20 protein-coding genes, 1 tRNA gene, 2 rRNA genes and 1 pseudogene (1 of these 24 only partly in view) are annotated in these 16467 nt (G+C 46.0%); 2 read left to right on the top strand and 22 right to left on the bottom strand.

The window, feature by feature from the left end:
- Positions 1-160: 160 nt before the first annotated feature.
- Positions 161-3786, bottom strand: a pseudogene (metH, locus tag AR383_RS15260) (methionine synthase).
- A 134-nt stretch (positions 3787-3920) separates the two neighbouring features.
- Positions 3921-4862, bottom strand: coding sequence for a homoserine O-acetyltransferase MetA (gene metA / locus AR383_RS15255; RefSeq protein WP_055733907.1), 942 nt, complete (start codon positions 4860-4862; stop codon positions 3921-3923).
- A gap of 155 nt (positions 4863-5017) precedes the next feature.
- Here metA and AR383_RS22165 point away from each other — a divergent pair, with 155 nt between their 5' ends.
- Positions 5018-5215, top strand: coding sequence for a DUF3391 domain-containing protein (locus AR383_RS22165; protein ID WP_232304751.1), 198 nt, complete (start codon positions 5018-5020; stop codon positions 5213-5215).
- Between the two features lie 8 nt (positions 5216-5223).
- On the top strand, positions 5224-6273 hold the full coding sequence (locus AR383_RS15250; RefSeq protein WP_232304750.1) for an HD-GYP domain-containing protein: 1050 nt from the start codon (positions 5224-5226) through the stop codon (positions 6271-6273).
- 73 nt (positions 6274-6346) lie between these two features.
- On the opposite strand, the gene rplQ is transcribed toward AR383_RS15250, so the two are convergent.
- The 20 genes from rplQ to AR383_RS15155 all read right to left on the bottom strand — a co-directional run.
- Positions 6347-6739 (bottom strand): 50S ribosomal protein L17, encoded by a 393-nt coding sequence (rplQ, locus tag AR383_RS15245; RefSeq protein ID WP_040307251.1) that lies wholly within the window; start codon positions 6737-6739, stop codon positions 6347-6349.
- 42 nt (positions 6740-6781) lie between these two features.
- Positions 6782-7768, bottom strand: a complete 987-nt coding sequence (locus AR383_RS15240; RefSeq protein ID WP_055733906.1) for a DNA-directed RNA polymerase subunit alpha — start codon at positions 7766-7768, stop codon at positions 6782-6784.
- 23 nt (positions 7769-7791) lie between these two features.
- Positions 7792-8412 (bottom strand): 30S ribosomal protein S4, encoded by a 621-nt coding sequence (gene rpsD, locus AR383_RS15235; RefSeq protein WP_055733905.1) that lies wholly within the window; start codon positions 8410-8412, stop codon positions 7792-7794.
- A 26-nt stretch (positions 8413-8438) separates the two neighbouring features.
- Entirely contained in the window at positions 8439-8828 is a 390-nt protein-coding gene (gene rpsK, locus AR383_RS15230) for a 30S ribosomal protein S11 (RefSeq protein WP_016402131.1), read from the bottom strand.
- A 13-nt stretch (positions 8829-8841) separates the two neighbouring features.
- Positions 8842-9198 (bottom strand): 30S ribosomal protein S13, encoded by a 357-nt coding sequence (rpsM, locus tag AR383_RS15225; RefSeq protein WP_055733904.1) that lies wholly within the window; start codon positions 9196-9198, stop codon positions 8842-8844.
- 107 nt (positions 9199-9305) lie between these two features.
- Entirely contained in the window at positions 9306-9419 is a 114-nt protein-coding gene (gene rpmJ, locus AR383_RS21355) for a 50S ribosomal protein L36 (RefSeq protein WP_000868186.1), read from the bottom strand.
- 40 nt (positions 9420-9459) lie between these two features.
- Positions 9460-10785 (bottom strand): preprotein translocase subunit SecY, encoded by a 1326-nt coding sequence (gene secY, locus AR383_RS15220; RefSeq protein ID WP_055733903.1) that lies wholly within the window; start codon positions 10783-10785, stop codon positions 9460-9462.
- 9 nt (positions 10786-10794) lie between these two features.
- Positions 10795-11229 carry a 50S ribosomal protein L15 gene (gene rplO / locus AR383_RS15215; protein WP_055733902.1) on the bottom strand — a complete coding sequence of 145 codons (435 nt, stop codon included), beginning with the start codon at positions 11227-11229 and terminating at the stop codon, positions 10795-10797.
- Between the two features lie 2 nt (positions 11230-11231).
- Entirely contained in the window at positions 11232-11414 is a 183-nt protein-coding gene (gene rpmD, locus AR383_RS15210; protein ID WP_055733901.1) for a 50S ribosomal protein L30, read from the bottom strand.
- Positions 11415-11420: 6 nt separating this feature from the next.
- Entirely contained in the window at positions 11421-11924 is a 504-nt protein-coding gene (gene rpsE, locus AR383_RS15205; protein WP_055733900.1) for a 30S ribosomal protein S5, read from the bottom strand.
- A gap of 10 nt (positions 11925-11934) precedes the next feature.
- Complete coding sequence (rplR, locus tag AR383_RS15200) at positions 11935-12285, bottom strand: 50S ribosomal protein L18 (RefSeq protein ID WP_055733899.1); 351 nt, start codon at positions 12283-12285, stop codon at positions 11935-11937.
- A gap of 9 nt (positions 12286-12294) precedes the next feature.
- Positions 12295-12822, bottom strand: coding sequence for a 50S ribosomal protein L6 (rplF, locus tag AR383_RS15195; protein ID WP_055733898.1), 528 nt, complete (start codon positions 12820-12822; stop codon positions 12295-12297).
- A 15-nt stretch (positions 12823-12837) separates the two neighbouring features.
- A complete protein-coding gene (gene rpsH, locus AR383_RS15190) occupies positions 12838-13230 on the bottom strand; it encodes a 30S ribosomal protein S8 (protein ID WP_055733897.1) in 393 nt (130 codons plus the stop codon).
- Between the two features lie 26 nt (positions 13231-13256).
- Positions 13257-13562, bottom strand: a complete 306-nt coding sequence (gene rpsN / locus AR383_RS15185; RefSeq protein WP_055733896.1) for a 30S ribosomal protein S14 — start codon at positions 13560-13562, stop codon at positions 13257-13259.
- A 13-nt stretch (positions 13563-13575) separates the two neighbouring features.
- Positions 13576-14115, bottom strand: coding sequence for a 50S ribosomal protein L5 (rplE, locus tag AR383_RS15180; protein ID WP_055733895.1), 540 nt, complete (start codon positions 14113-14115; stop codon positions 13576-13578).
- 12 nt (positions 14116-14127) lie between these two features.
- Entirely contained in the window at positions 14128-14442 is a 315-nt protein-coding gene (gene rplX / locus AR383_RS15175; RefSeq protein WP_055733894.1) for a 50S ribosomal protein L24, read from the bottom strand.
- A 10-nt stretch (positions 14443-14452) separates the two neighbouring features.
- Entirely contained in the window at positions 14453-14821 is a 369-nt protein-coding gene (gene rplN / locus AR383_RS15170) for a 50S ribosomal protein L14 (protein WP_055733893.1), read from the bottom strand.
- A 322-nt stretch (positions 14822-15143) separates the two neighbouring features.
- Positions 15144-15219, bottom strand: a tRNA-Thr gene (locus AR383_RS15165).
- A gap of 41 nt (positions 15220-15260) precedes the next feature.
- Positions 15261-15376: ribosomal RNA gene (gene rrf / locus AR383_RS15160) — 5S ribosomal RNA — on the bottom strand.
- 102 nt (positions 15377-15478) lie between these two features.
- Positions 15479-16467, bottom strand: a 23S ribosomal RNA gene (locus tag AR383_RS15155); it runs 1893 nt beyond the window's last position.

Below are 16467 nucleotides of genomic sequence, written 5' to 3'. Positions count from 1 at the left end.
ATTAAAAAACAATGAAAATGTCGACTGTCGGGGTCCGGTGTCATAATAGCTTCTCGGATAAAAATTCGGCGCAATTGTAGGAGGGAAAAGCCGTTAATTCAAGCGCTTTATTGCTCCTGAGCTAAGCTCAGAAGCAATCATTAATTAGCGCTTAAAACAACTAGTTGATGTTAGGAGCTAACCAACGCTCAGCTTCTTCAAGACTCATGTTTTTACGCTTGGCGTAATCTTGCACTTGATCCGCTTGAATCGTGGCTACCGCAAAATAACGGCTATCAGGATGAGAGAAATACCACCCCGAAACAGCCGCCCCTGGCCACATGGCGTAGCTTTCGGTTAACTTCATACCAATCCGCGATTCCACCTCTAGCAAGTCCCAGATCAAGCCCTTTTCGGTATGTTCTGGACAAGCCGGATAACCCGGTGCCGGACGGATCCCTTGGTAATTCTCACGGATCAGCTCTTCGTTAGTTAAGTTCTCATCGGCGGCATAGCCCCAGAACTCTTTACGTACTCGAGCATGCAAGTATTCGGCAAAGCCTTCTGCCAAACGGTCAGCCACGGCTTTAACCATAATCGCGTTGTAGTCGTCACCATCGGCCTTATAGGCTTCGGCCAATTCATCTTCGCCAATACCGCCAGTCACCGCAAAGGCACCAAAGTAGTCAGCCTTGCCTGAAGACTTAGGCGCTATAAAATCAGCCAAACAATAGTTTGCACCATTTTTCTTTTCTGTTTGTTGGCGTAGCTGAGCGCTAAGCGCTATCACTTCACTGCGTGATTCATCGCGGTAAATCTCAATGTCATCACCCACACTGTTAGCCGGGAACAAGCCACAGACTCCCGAGACTTTAATTTCCTTAGATTGCTTAAAGCGCGCCAGCATCGCCTTGGCATCTTTAAACAAACGCTGCGCTTCTTCACCCACCACTTTATCTTCAAGTATTCTTGGGTACTTGCCAGCTAAAGACCATGTCATGAAGAACGGCGTCCAGTCGATGTAGGGTTCAATCTCAGCAATCGACACATCATCAAATTGTTGTACGCCCAGTTGCTTAGGCACTGGCGGAGTATAGTTTTGCCAATCTATGTCGAGGCGATTAGCCCGCGCTTGCTCTAGACTTACCGGCGCCGAACGAGGGCGCTTGCGGGCATGCTGCTCACGCACAATGTCATATTCTTTAGCCAGTTTTTCGGCAAAACCGCCACGGGTCTCTTGCGATAATAAACTCTGGCATACCCCCACTGCGCGTGAAGCATTGGAAACGTACACCACTGGATGCTGGTAGTTTTGTTCAATTTTCACCGCTGTGTGTGCTTTAGAGGTAGTGGCACCACCAATCAATAATGGAATGTCCATGCCTGTGCGCTGCATTTCTTTGGCCACATGCACCATTTCATCCAACGAAGGCGTAATCAAACCCGACAGGCCAATCATATCCACCTGTTCTTCTTTGGCAACTTTTAAGATTTTGTCGCAGGGCACCATCACCCCGAGGTCTATCACCTCGAAATTATTACATTGCAGCACTACGCCAACAATGTTTTTACCGATGTCATGCACATCACCTTTCACCGTCGCCATTACAATCTTGCCATTAGAGCGCTGACCTTCGCCTTTCTCGGCTTCGATAAAGGGTTGCAGGTAGGCCACGGCACGTTTCATCACTCGCGCCGACTTCACCACCTGAGGTAGGAACATTTTACCTGCGCCAAATAAGTCCCCCACTACGTTCATGCCATCCATTAAGGGGCCTTCAATCACGTGTAACGGACGCTCTGCGGCTTGTCGGGCTAGTTCGGTATCTTCCTCAATATATTCAGTAATACCTTTTACTAAAGCGTGTTCAAGACGTTTATTAACATCCCATGAACGCCACTCTAAATCTTGAGTATTTTCTTGCTGACTGCCATCACCACGGTATTTTTCGGCAATCGCTAATAGCTCTTCGGTGGCATTATCATGGGTATTTAGTACCACGGCTTCGACTTTGTCTTTCAGCTCTTTAGGAATATCTTCATAAATCGCTAATTGGCCGGCATTTACGATGCCCATGTCCATGCCATTCTTGATGGCGTAATAGAGGAACACGGCATGAATGGCTTCACGAACAGGGTTATTTCCGCGGAACGAGAAACTGACGTTAGACACCCCACCCGAAATCATCGCGTGTGGCAGCTTATCTTTAATATCTTTTACTGCTTCGATGAAATCCACAGCGTAGTTGTTGTGTTCATCGATGCCGGTGGCTACTGCAAAAATATTCGGGTCGAAGATAATATCTTCTGGCGGAAAGCCTACTTGGTTGACCAGAATATCGTAAGACTTTTGGCAAATTTCAAACTTACGCTCACGTGTATCGGCTTGCCCTACCTCATCGAAGGCCATCACTATCACAGCGGCGCCATAGCGGCGTAAGATCTTGGCTTGCTGAATGAACGGCTCCACCCCTTCTTTCATCGAGATGGAGTTCACTACAGGCTTACCTTGCACGCACTGTAAACCCGCTTCGAGGATGTCCCATTTAGATGAGTCAATCATCACCGGTACTTTGGCGATATCAGGCTCAGAGGCAATAAGATTAAGGAAACGAACCATGGCAGCTTGAGAGTCAAGCATGCCCTCATCCATGTTCACATCGATGATTTGCGCGCCGTTTTCCACTTGCTGCAAGGCAATTTCGATCGCCTTGTCGTAGTCTTCTTCAATAATCAAACGCTTAAATAAAGCCGAACCAGTAACGTTGTTACGTTCCCCAACGTTAACAAATAAAGTCTCTGGGCTAATGGTGAGGGGTTCTAAGCCCGCTAGACGACAGGCGACGTCAATTTCTGGTAGTTTGCGCGGCGCTACGCCTTCCACCGCCTCGGCCATAGCTTTAATATGTTGCGGCGTGGTACCACAGCACCCCCCACCAAATTAAGAAAACCAGCACGCGCCCATTCGCCAATGTGCTCGGCCATTTCTTCGGCTTCTAAATCATATTCCCCAAAAGCATTGGGTAGGCCGGCATTAGGGTGAGCAGAAACATACGTTTCGCTGACTCGGCTCAGCTCTTCCACATATTGGCGTAATTCATCAGGGCCAAGAGCACAGTTAAGGCCCATACTAATCGGATTGGCGTGACGTAAAGAATTATAAAAGGCCTCGGTGGTTTGGCCACTTAAGGTACGGCCCGAGGCATCGGTAATGGTGCCCGAGATCATAATAGGCAGCTCAATATCAAGCTCATCAAATACCGACTTCACCGCAAATACCGCAGCCTTTGCATTTAAGGTATCGAAAATGGTCTCGATTAAAATCAGGTCACTGCCGCCTTCAATCAAGGCCTTGGTCGACTCTTGATAGGCTTCTACTAGTTCATTAAAAGTGACGTTACGATAACCAGGGTCGTTTACGTCCGGCGAAATAGAACAGGTTCGGTTAGTTGGCCCAAGTACCCCCGCCACGAAGCGCGGACGCTGTGGATCGAGCGCTGTTACCTCGTCGGCCACCTGACGAGCGATGCGCGCCGCCTCACGGTTAATTTCCGCTGACTGTGCTTGCATATCATAGTCAGCCATGGCGATAGTGGTTGCGTTAAAGGTATTGGTTTCAACGATGTCGGCACCGGCCAACAGATACTCGCGATGAATATCAGCAATAATTTTCGGCTGGCTTAAAACCAGCATATCGTTATTGCCTTTTACATCGGTGTGCCAGTCAGCAAACCGCTCTCCACGGTAATCAGCCTCTTCAAGTTTATAAGACTGAATCATGGTGCCCATGCCACCATCGATAATCATGATGCGCTGGCTTAGCTGGTTTTCTAGTTTTTGTCTTGCTGACACGGGTATATCCTATTTCTTTCGCCGTTAATTCGGTGCGGCAGTGTAACACAGCGCCCTATATGACATCTCTGCGATAAAGTTATATGAAATTATTTCAAGATATTATCGGACTTAGGTTTAAGGTCTGCCAAATCATAAGGCGTAATTTGGTAAACGCAGTAATTTAACCAGTTGTTATACAGCAGGTGTCCATGGCTACGCCAAGTAGCGCAAGGGCTGGCTTTACTATCGTTATTCGGATAGTAATTTTCAGGTAGACGCGGATTCAAACCTTCTTGGGTATCGCGGACAAACTCGTTATGTAGCGTATCGGCCGCATATTCGGGGTGGCCGGTAATAAATACCTGCCGGAAGTCTTCACTGGCAAATAAGTAACTGCCCGCCTCAGGGCTATCAGCCAAGACTTTTAAGTCGGTTTCTTCGGTGATAAGTCTTGAGTCAAACTTAGCGTAACGCGACAAGGGCGCAAGAAAGGCATCATCAAAACCTCTTACCAAAGGGTTATGGCGATGTTTGGTTTGATGCCAATACACACCAGATAGCTTGCTTTCGTGAGTTTGCTTTTGCAAACCATAAAGGTGATAAAGTGCCGCCTGTGCCGCCCAACACAAATACAAGGTTGAGGTAACATGGGTAGTCGACCAATCAATAATCTCTTTGACCTGTTCCCAATAATAAACGTCCTCAAAATCAACTTGACCCAGCGGCGCACCGGTAATAATTAAGCCATCAAAGTTACGTTCTCGCAATTTGTCAAAATCTCGATAAAACCTATCGATATGCTCTTGAGGAGTATTTTTCGACACCCGATGATCAATTCGCAATAACTTAACATTTACCTGTAATGGCGAATTAGATAACAGACGCAAGATTTGATTCTCGGTTTCGATTTTCTTCGGCATCAAATTCAGCAACACCACTTCCAGTGGGCGAATATCCTGATGCGCAGCACGGCTTTCTGGCATAACAAAAATGTTTTCGTTACGTAGTACTTCAGCAGCAGGTAATTGATCAGGAATACAAATTGGCATTAGCTGGCTCCTTGCAAACATAATATATATGTCTAGACATCTAGATACCCATTTTAATTAGATTATAGAGTATGTCTAGAACTTGTTAAAAGCAGCTGATTTTAAGTACAAATTTATACATAATGCAGCTTGGATTGTTTTTGTAGTAAAGGAATATGGCAGAGTTAAAGCTAACGGTAGAACGTTTACAAATTGGGGTCTTTGTTAAGCTTCCCGTGAAGTGGGGCGAGCACCCGTTTATGTTCACTAGCTTCAAAATTAAAAGCCAAGAACAAATCGAGGTTATTCGTAATCTTGGTTTAAAGCACGTCATTGTGGTACCTGAAAAAAGTGATAAGCCCCCTTACCGGTAAACCATAAGGTGGACGAGTCTCCAGACGATAAAAACTCTGAGCACTCAAAAAATGCCTTGTGGGATGAAAAGCGCGCGCGCATCGACGAGCTAAAAAACTACCGTCGCAACCTACAAAAAGTGGAAAAAGAATTTGACCGCTCAATGGCTCAGGTGCGAGCGGTGATGTCTAAGTTACAAAACCGCCCACTTAATGCGGTAGAAGACGCCACCACCTTAGTTAATAACCTAGCAGAAGACTTACTTTCAGGTGAGAATATCGTATTACACCTGATGAACGACAGTAACGAGGCGGATAACTTCTACTACCACAGCCTTAACGTATCTATTCTTTCGATGATGCTGGCCAAGGCGGTTGGTTTCTCGGAGCGGGACATTAAGCTGCTTGGCCTAGCCGGCCTATTTCACGATGTGGGTAAGATGAAAATTCCCGACACCGTGTTACGCAAACAAGGTAAATTAACGCCTCAAGAAAACAATCTATTAAAGATGCATACCAAGTATGGCGTCGATTTCTTGAAGCTCTCGGAAACCATTCCCGAGAAAGTGAAAGTCATTGCCGAACAGCATCACGAATACCTAGACGGTAGCGGCTACCCTAAACAACTTAAAGGGGATCAAATTGACCGCTTGTCGCAGTTAATTGCTGTGGTCAATGAGTATGACAGCCTGTGCCACCCAAGGGATCCCAAACAGTCACGCATACCGTTTACAGTAATCGCCTACCTCTATAAACAACGTAAAAAACAACTGAACAACGGTGACTTAGGTGTATTAATTCGGCTACTTGGCATTTATCCTCCAGGCAGCGTAGTACAGCTCAGCTCAGGACAAATTGGCTTGGTGATGTCGGTAAATTCGGAACGTTTGTTGTTCCCAACGGTGCAGGTTTATGATGCCGCCATTCCACGCAGTGAAGCCCCAATTATTGATTTGGAAGCGGCAGGGCTCACCATTGAAAAAGCATTGAAGCCAGGAGCCTTACCCGAAGCAGTATTTGAATACCTCAATCCTAGAACGCGGATTTCCTACTTCTTTGATAACAACAAAAGCCTATAACTGCTATTTATCCTTAAAAAAGAACAAAAAAAAACCGGACCTAAGTCCGGTTTTTTATGCTTGGTGCCCAAGTTTACTCAGCAGCTTCTTCAACTACTTCTTCAACTTCAGGGCGGTCCAGCAATTCAATGTATGCCATAGGGGCATTGTCACCGGCACGGAAACCGCATTTTAAAATGCGAGTGTAACCGCCAGCACGTTCTTTGAATCGTGGGCCAATTTCAGCGAATAGCTTACCAACTACTTCTGCATCGCGGGTGCGAGCGAAAGCAAGACGGCGGTTAGCTACGCTGTCGTTTTTAGCCAATGTGATTAATGGCTCAACAACACGGCGAAGCTCTTTGGCTTTAGGCAATGTTGTCTTGATAACTTCATGGCGAACCAATGAACTGGCCATATTCCGGAACATAGCCTGGCGATGGCTGCTATTACGGTTCAATTGACGACCACTCTGACGATGGCGCATGACCTTATCCTTCTATAATAAGACGTTAAAACCAGTGATGACTTACTTATCAGCGATGCTAGCAGGTGGCCAGTTTTCTAGGCGCATGCCTAGAGACAAACCACGAGATGCCAATACATCTTTGATTTCTGTAAGCGACTTCTTACCCAAGTTAGGGGTCTTAAGTAGCTCAACCTCGGTACGTTGTACCAAGTCACCAATGTAATGAATCGCTTCTGCTTTCAAACAGTTAGCAGAGCGAACTGTCAACTCTAGATCATCGACAGGACGAAGCAGGATTGGATCAAACTCTGGCTTCTCTTCTTTTTCTTCAGGCTCACTTACGTCACGTAAGTCAACGAAGGCATCCAATTGCTCGGCAAGAATAGTTGCACTGCGGCGGATGGCTTCCTCTGGATCAAGAGTACCATTGGTTTCCATATCGATAACCAATTTGTCCAAGTCGGTGCGTTGCTCCACACGGGCAGCTTCAACAGTATAAGCAATACGCTCTACTGGGCTGTAAGCTGCGTCAGTTAGCAAACGACCAATTGGACGCTCTTCATCTTCAGAGTGAACCCGAACTGAAGCTGGTACGTATCCACGACCACGTTCAACCTTAATTCGCATGCTGATTTCAGCATTGCTACTTAGGTGACAAATAACGTGCTCAGGATTCGCGATTTCGACATCCGCATCGTGCTGAATGTCGCCTGCAACCACAGGACCTGCTCCAGACTTGGTAAGACTAAGGGTTACTTCGTCTTTACCTTCTAACTTCACAGCAATACCTTTCAGGTTTAGCAAGATTTCCAAGACATCTTCTTGAACGCCTTCCTTACTGCTGTACTCATGCAACACGCCGTCGATTTCAACTTCAGTTACCGCACAACCTGGCATAGAAGATAAAAGAATACGACGAAGAGCGTTACCTAAAGTGTGGCCAAAACCACGCTCTAATGGCTCAAGCGTAACCTTTGCACGAGTTGGGCTAACTTGTTCAATCTCAACTAGCCTTGGTTTTAGAAACTCTGTTACAGAACCCTGCATTGTGTCCTCTCTATAATTCAACTTTACTTAGAGTAAAGTTCGACGATCAGCTGTTCGTTAATTTCCGCAGACAAGTCAGTGCGCTCAGGTAGGCGTTTAAAAGTGCCTTCCATTTTAGTAGCGTCTACTTCTATCCACGATGCCGCTTCACGTTGTCCGGCAATTTCTAAAGATGCAACGATACGTGCTTGCTTCTTAGATTTTTCACGAACACTGATAACGTCTTCTGGCAATACCTTGTAAGAAGGAATGTTTACCACTTTACCGTTTACTAGAATTGCTTTATGGCTTACTAGCTGGCGAGCTTCAGCGCGAGTAGCACCAAAACCTAGACGATAAACAACGTTATCTAGACGGCTTTCTAACAATTGCAGCAAGTTTTCACCGGTGTTGCCTTGAAGGCGAGCAGCGGCTTTATAGTAGTTGCGGAATTGCTTTTCAAGAATACCGTATAAACGACGAACTTTTTGCTTCTCACGAAGCTGTAAACCGTAGTCTGAAAGACGCGCTTTACGTGCACCATGTTGTCCAGGTGCTGTATCCAGCTTACACTTTGTGTCGATCGCGCGAACACCACTTTTCAAGAAAAGATCGGTACCTTCACGACGGCTAAGTTTAAGCTTTGGACCTAAATATCTTGCCATTTTTCTTTCTCCAATCTATCCAGAAACTACACGCGGCGTTTCTTAGGTGGACGACAACCGTTGTGTGGAATCGGAGTCACGTCGGTGATGTTAGTCACACGGAAACCCGCAGCATGTAATGCACGGATTGAAGACTCACGACCAGGTCCTGGTCCGTTAACAAACACTTCTACGTTTTTAAGGCCGTAGTCTTTAGCTGCTTCAGCAGCACGCTCAGCAGCAACCTGTGCAGCGAACGGAGTAGACTTACGAGAACCACGGAAACCTGAACCACCTGCGGTAGCCCAAGAAAGCGCGTTGCCCTGACGATCAGTGATAGTCACGATAGTATTGTTGAAAGAAGCATGGATATGAGCCATGCCGTCAGCAACTTGTTTTTTTACGCGTTTACGAGCGCGAGTCGGAGTTTTAGCCATTTTCCCTCACCCCTTATTTCTTAATAGGTTTGCGAGGACCTTTACGGGTGCGCGCATTAGTTTTAGTGCGCTGACCGCGAAGGGGCAAACTGCGACGATGACGAAGTCCACGGTAACAACCTAGGTCCATCAAGCGCTTAATGTTCATTGATACTTCACGACGTAGATCACCTTCAACGGTGAATTTAGCTACTTCGTCACGAAGTTTATCGATTTGTGTTTCGTCAAGTTCTCTGATCTTAACATCTTCAGCGATACCAGCTGCCGCACAGATTTGCTGTGAACGGGTTAAACCAATACCGAAGATTGCAGTTAAAGCGATAACTGCGTGCTTCTGATCAGGAATGTTAATGCCGGCTATACGGGCCATTGGCACACTCCTATTTTTCGTGTTAAACGAAGGCCATCTGTGAAAAGCCCGTAAGGATACTCAACAGATGACCACATTGCAAATAATATTGTCTTGAAATCTACTAACTAGCCTTGGCGCTGTTTATGCTTTGGCTCACTGCAAATTACACGCACAACACCGTTGCGCTTAATAACTTTACAGTTACGGCAGATTTTCTTAACGGATGCACGTACTTTCATTGCTATCTCCGCAAAAGTTAAAGTCCAATCTCAAGGTGGCCTATCGGCCGTAACCTTTAAGATTAGCTTTTTTCAGAACCGAACCATATTGATGAGACATCAAATGGGTTTGGACCTGAGCCATAAAGTCCATGATAACCACCACTACGATAAGTAGTGAAGTACCACCGAAGTAGAACTGAACGTTCATTCCGATCATCATAAACTCAGGAATTAAACATACAAACGTGATGTACAAAGCACCAGCTAGGGTTAAACGAGTCATCACCTTGTCGATGTATCGCGAGGTTTGTTCACCAGGACGAATCCCTGGAATAAACGCGCCACTCTTCTTCAAGTTGTCTGCTGTTTCGCGTGGATTAAACACCAACGCAGTATAGAAGAAACAGAAGAAGATAATAGCCGCAGCATACAAGAACACATATAAAGGTTGTCCAGGCTGTAGCGTTAATGATAGGTCAGATAAGAAAGACAAGCTTTCATTTTGACCAAACCACTGAGCTAAAGTGCCAGGGAACAAAATAATACTTGAAGCAAAAATAGCAGGAATAACCCCAGCCATGTTTACCTTAAGTGGTAAATGTGTGCTTTGCGCTGCAAACACTTTGCGACCTTGTTGGCGTTTTGCATAGTTAACAACGATACGACGTTGTCCACGTTCTACAAATACCACAAAGAAGGTCACCGCAAATACAAGAGCAACGATGAACAAGAGTAACAATAAGTGCAACTCTCCTTGACGCGCCTGCTCAGCCGTCTGACCGATTGCAGAAGGCAATCCTGCCACAATACCAGCAAAAATCAGAATCGAGATCCCGTTGCCAATACCGCGTTCAGTAATTTGCTCACCTAACCACATCAGGAACATTGTTCCTGTTACCAAGCTAACCACCGCAGTGAAATAGAATGGTAGGCCTGGATTAATCACCAGACCCGCCATCATATTTGGTAAGCCAGTAGCAATACCAACAGCTTGGAAGGTTGCTAGAACCAGTGTGCTATAACGCGTGTATTGACTGATTTTACGCCGCCCCGACTCGCCTTCTTTTTTCAATTCGGCAAGAGTGGGATGAACCACAGTCAATAACTGGATGATAATCGATGCCGAAATATACGGCATGATACCTAACGCGAAAATAGACGCACGTGAAAGAGCACCACCTGAGAACATGTTAAACATTTCCAGAATGGTACCTTTCTGCTGGTCAAACAACGCGGCCAGTACAGCGGCATCAATCCCAGGTAACGGCACAAAGGAGCCTGCTCGAAACACAATAATTGCTCCAAGCACAAATAGTAAACGACTCTTAAGTTCGCTTAAACCGCCTTGTGCACTTGCTGATGCTGTTCCTGGATTCTTAGCCATGTTTTGTACTTATTCCTCGATTTTACCGCCAGCAGCTTCAATAGCTGCTTGTGCGCCTTTGGTTACACGCAGGCCACGTAGGGTAACTGGTGCTTTTACTTCGCCAGATAATACTACTTTCGCAAACTTAATGTTACGAGTAATAAGACCAGCAGCCTTCAAAGCGTCCAAATCTACCACGTCAGCAGTAACTTTCGCTAGCTCACTAGTGCGAACTTCAGCAGTTACCATTGATTTACGTGAAGTAAAACCAAATTTAGGCAAACGTTGTTTCAATGGCATTTGACCGCCTTCGAAACCTGGACGCACAGTACCGCCAGAACGTGACTTCTGACCTTTGTGACCACGACCACCAGTTTTACCTAAACCAGAACCGATACCACGACCTACACGCTTAGCGCTTGGCTTAGAGCCAGCAGCTGGAGAAAGAGTATTCAAACGCATGATTATTCTCCCTCAACCTTAACCATGTAAGAAACTTTATTAATCATACCGCGAACGCAAGGAGTATCCTCTAGCTCAACAGTGTGATTAATGCGACGAAGACCTAGACCAGTTAAGGTCGCGCGGTGCTTAGGCAAACGGCCGATAGCACTTTTGGTCTGTGTTACTTTAATTTTGTTCGACATGGCTTATTACCCCAGAATTTCTTGGACGCTTAGGCCACGCTTAGCAGCAACGTCTTGTGGAGAATGCATATTCTCAAGAGCGTCAATAGTAGCGCGAACAATGTTAATTGGGTTAGTAGAACCGTATGCTTTAGACAATACGTTCTGCACACCCGCAACTTCAAGAACAGCACGCATTGCACCACCGGCAATAATACCAGTACCCTCTGATGCAGGTTGCATGTAAACACGCGACCCAGAGTGGCGACCCTTAATAGGATGCTGCAGTGTAGTACCGCGAAGTTCTACACTAGTAAGGTTACGACGTGCTTTTTCCATTGCTTTTTGAATAGCAGCAGGAACTTCACGTGCTTTACCGTAACCAAACCCTACGCGACCGTTACCGTCACCCACTACTGTTAGAGCAGTGAAGCTGAAGATACGACCACCTTTAACTACTTTTGACACACGGTTTACCGCGATAAGCTTTTCGTTCAGCTCACTACCGGCTTGTGCTTCAAATTTAGACATGACTCACTCCTTAGAACTGAAGACCAGCTTCACGTGCTGCTTCTGCAAGCGCAGCAACGCGGCCGTGATACTTAAAGCCAGAACGGTCAAAAGCTACAGATGTAACGCCTTTTGCCGCAGCACGTTCAGCGATTGCTTTACCTACTGCAGTAGCGGCAGCTACATTACCTGAACTTTTTAGCCCTTCAGAAACGGCTTTATCTACTGTTGATGCAGTGGCGATAACCTTTGCATCAGGTGCAATCACCTGCGCGTAAATATGGCGCGGAGTACGGTGAATCACCAGGCGGGTTTTCCCCAACTCTTGCATAGCTTTGCGAGTGCGTGTTGCACGACGCAGACGAGCAATTTTCTTTTCCATAGTGTTAACCTACTTCTTCTTAGCCTCTTTACGGCGAACATTTTCGTCAGAGTAACGAACACCTTTACCTTTGTAAGGCTCTGGCGGACGGAACGCGCGAATGTTTGCTGCTACCTGACCTACCACCTGCTTATCAGCACCTTTCAGTACGATTTCAGTCTGTGATGGACACTCTGCTGTAACACCTTCTGGTAAGGTGTAATCTACAGGGTGAGAAAAACCTAGAGTTAGGTTTACAACATTGCCTTTAACTGCGGCACGGTAACCAACACCTAATAATGTTAGTTTTTTCTCAAACCCGTCTGTAACGCCAACAACCATGTTGTTGCTTAGAGCACGAGCTGTACCTGCTTGAGCTGAAGAAGCACCTTCAACTACAGCAAATTTCAATTCGTTTTCTTCTTTCGTTACAACAACTGCGTCATTAAAAACGCGAGTCAATGTACCTTTGCTACCTTTAACCGTTAATTCTTGGCCGTTGATTGTGACTTCAACGCCAGCAGGAATTGTAACGGGAGCCTTGGCTACGCGAGACATATTACCTACCTCCGGTTAAGCTACGTAACAGACGATTTCACCGCCCATGCCAGCTTTACGTGCTGCACGGTCAGTCATAACGCCTTTCGATGTAGAAACGATTGCAACGCCTAGACCACCCATAACTTTAGGTAGGTCTTTAGCACCTTTATAAATGCGTAGGCCTGGACGGCTTACACGTTCAATCTTTTCAATAACTTTTTTACCTTCAAAATATTTGAGGGTAACTTCTAATGACTTCTTAACGTCACCAGTCACAGCATAATCTGTGATATAACCTTCTTCTTTCAGCAAGTTAGCAATTGCCACTTTAACTTTTGACGAAGGCATAACAACAGATACTTTATTTGCCGATTGACCGTTGCGAACGCGAGTCAACATATCCGCAATAGGATCTTGCATGCTCATAATCGTTTACTCCGTAATTAAGTGGTTTACCAGCTGGCTTTCTTAAGGCCAGGAACCTCACCGCGCATCATCGCTTCACGCAATTTGATACGGCTCAAGCCGAACTTGCGTAGGTAGCCATGAGGACGGCCGGTTACGTTACAGCGATTACGCTGACGAGACCGACTTGAATCACGAGGTAAAGATTGCAATTTTAGAACTGCGTCCCAACGCTCTTCATCAGAGCTGTTCACGCTACTAATAATCGCTTTAAGCGCCGCGCGCTTCTCCGCAAAACGAGCGACGGTTTTTTCGCGCTTCGCTTCACGTGCTTTCATTGATTGTTTAGCCATAACTAACTCTACCTTACTTACGGAATGGGAAGTTAAAGGCAGCCAACAGAGCGCGGCCTTCCTCGTTGGTTTCGGCAGTAGTAGTGATAGTAATATCCATACCACGAACCTTATCAACTTTGTCATAGTCAATTTCAGGGAAGATGATTTGCTCACGCACACCCATACTGTAATTACCACGACCGTCAAATGACTTAGCATTTAGGCCACGGAAATCACGAATACGAGGAATTGCGATTGAAATCAAACGCTCTAAAAACTCCCACATACGCTCACCGCGTAGAGTTACTTTACAACCAATTGGGTATCCATCACGGATCTTAAAGCCTGCTACAGATTTACGAGCTTTGGTAGTAAGAGGTTTTTGACCAGAGATAGCAGCTAGGTCAGCAATTGCGTGCTCTAGTACTTTCTTGTCATTAACCGCTTCACCCACACCCATGTTAAGGGTGATTTTCTCAATCCGAGGGACTTGCATGATGGATTTGTAACCGAACTCCTTAATGAGTTCAGGCGTTACACTTTCCTTATATAGGTCATGCAGTTTCGCCATCGTTAACTCCAGTTACTTTACAATTTCATTAGACGATTTGAAAACACGAACTTTTTTGTCGTCTTCAAATCGGAAACCAACGCGATCAGCCTTGCCAGTGGCAGGGTTATAAATCGCTACGTTTGATGCATCAAGGGCCGCTTCTTTCTCAACAATACCGCCAGCTTGACCCAATTGAGGGTTAGGCTTTTGGTGCTTCTTGATTACGTTTACGCCTTCAACGAATAGTTTACCGGTAGGTAAAACTTTGGTTACGCTACCGCGCTTGCCTTTGTCTTTACCTGCAATAACTATTACTTCATCGCCTTTTTGGATTTTATTAGCCATTTGGGACTCCTTAAAGTACTTCTGGCGCTAGAGACACAATTTTCATGAACTGTTCAGTTCGAAGTTCACGTGTCACAGGACCAAAGATACGAGTACCAATAGGCTGATTGTTTGCATTCAAAATAACCGCTGCATTGCGATCAAAACGAATTACAGAACCATCAGGACGACGTACGCCTTTTCTAGTACGCACTACCACAGCATTCATTACGTCACCTTTTTTAACTTTACCGCGTGGAATCGCTTCCTTTACAGTAACTTTAATGATGTCGCCAATTCGTGCATAACGGCGGTGCGAACCACCTAGGACCTTAATACACTGTACAAGGCGCGCGCCGGAATTGTCCGCCACGTCCATAGTAGATTGCATTTGGATCATTTCAGTGCTCCGCTATATATTACAACTGATCCCAGCAATTAGCGCTGAGATCTCTGGCTGCCTAATTAAAGGGCGCGAAATTATAACACCCTAATTTTTTAATTGGTAGGATTGTCTAAAATTTGTTTAATCTATTTAGAAAACACATTAAAAACAAAAACTTAAAAGCAAAAAGCCTCTTCACTCACCATTAAAAAATGGGTTATTTCACACTTAGTTCGCTAACACTGCCGAAAAATCCGGCAAGCTAACAAGAAATATCGACCATAATTGACCGATAAAAACAAAAAAGCCCAGCAGTTTTGCCGGGCTTATTTGTATATGGTGCTGATAGGCAGATTCGAACTGCCGACCTCACCCTTACCAAGAGTGCGCTCTACCAACTGAGCTATATCAGCTAAATAAAAACCCAGCCATCAGCTGGGTTTTCAAATTGGAAGCCTGGCGGTGACCTACTTTCACATGGGGAAACCCCACACTATCATCGGCGCAGTTGCGTTTCACTTCTGAGTTCGGCATGGGGTCAGGTGGTTCCACAACGCTATTGCCACCAGGCAAAAACTTGTTGTTCTTTAACATTCGAAAAAGCTGACTATCTCATGAGCACTATCAAGCATTCATGGTTCTAAATAAGGTTTAGCAACACTTAGGTGTTGTATGGTTAAGCCTCACGGGTAATTAGTATTGGTTAGCTCAACGCCTCACAGCGCTTACACACCCAACCTATCAACGTTGTAGTCTCCAACGGCCCTTCAGAGGACTTAAAGTCCTAGTGAGAATTAATCTCGAGGCCTGCTTCCCGCTTAGATGCTTTCAGCGGTTATCAGTTCCGAACGTAGCTACTGGGCAATGCTATTGGCATAACAACCCAAACACCAGCGGTTCGTCCACTCCGGTCCTCTCGTACTAGGAGCAGCTCCCCTCAATTCTCAAACGCCCACGGCAGATAGGGACCGAACTGTCTCACGACGTTCTAAACCCAGCTCGCGTACCACTTTAAATGGCGAACAGCCATACCCTTGGGACCGACTTCAGCCCCAGGATGTGATGAGCCGACATCGAGGTGCCAAACACCGCCGTCGATATGAACTCTTGGGCGGTATCAGCCTGTTATCCCCGGAGTACCTTTTATCCGTTGAGCGATGGCCCTTCCATACAGAACCACCGGATCACTATGACCTACTTTCGTACCTGCTCGACGTGTCTGTCTCGCAGTTAAGCTGGCTTATGCCATTGCACTAACCGTACGATGTCCGACCGTACTTAGCCAACCTTCGTGCTCCTCCGTTACTCTTTGGGAGGAGACCGCCCCAGTCAAACTACCCACCAGACACTGTCCGCATCCCGGATAACGGGACAACGTTAGAACATCAACACTACAAGGGTGGTATTTCAAGGTCGGCTCCACATCATCTAGCGACAATGCTTCAAAGCCTCCCACCTATCCTACACATGTAGGGTCAATGTTCAGTGTCAAGCTGTAGTAAAGGTTCACGGGGTCTTTCCGTCTAGCCGCGGGTACACTGCATCTTCACAGCGATTTCAATTTCACTGAGTCTCGGGTGGAGACAGCTTGGCCATCATTACGCCATTCGTGCAGGTCGGAACTTACCCGACAAGGAATTTCGCTACCTTAGGACCGTTAT

The sequence above is a fragment of the Agarivorans gilvus genome, assembly GCF_001420915.1.
Classification (GTDB): domain Bacteria; phylum Pseudomonadota; class Gammaproteobacteria; order Enterobacterales; family Celerinatantimonadaceae; genus Agarivorans; species Agarivorans gilvus.
The sequence above is the reverse complement of the archived record's forward strand: the minus strand, read 5'-3'. Positions and strand labels throughout refer to the sequence as shown.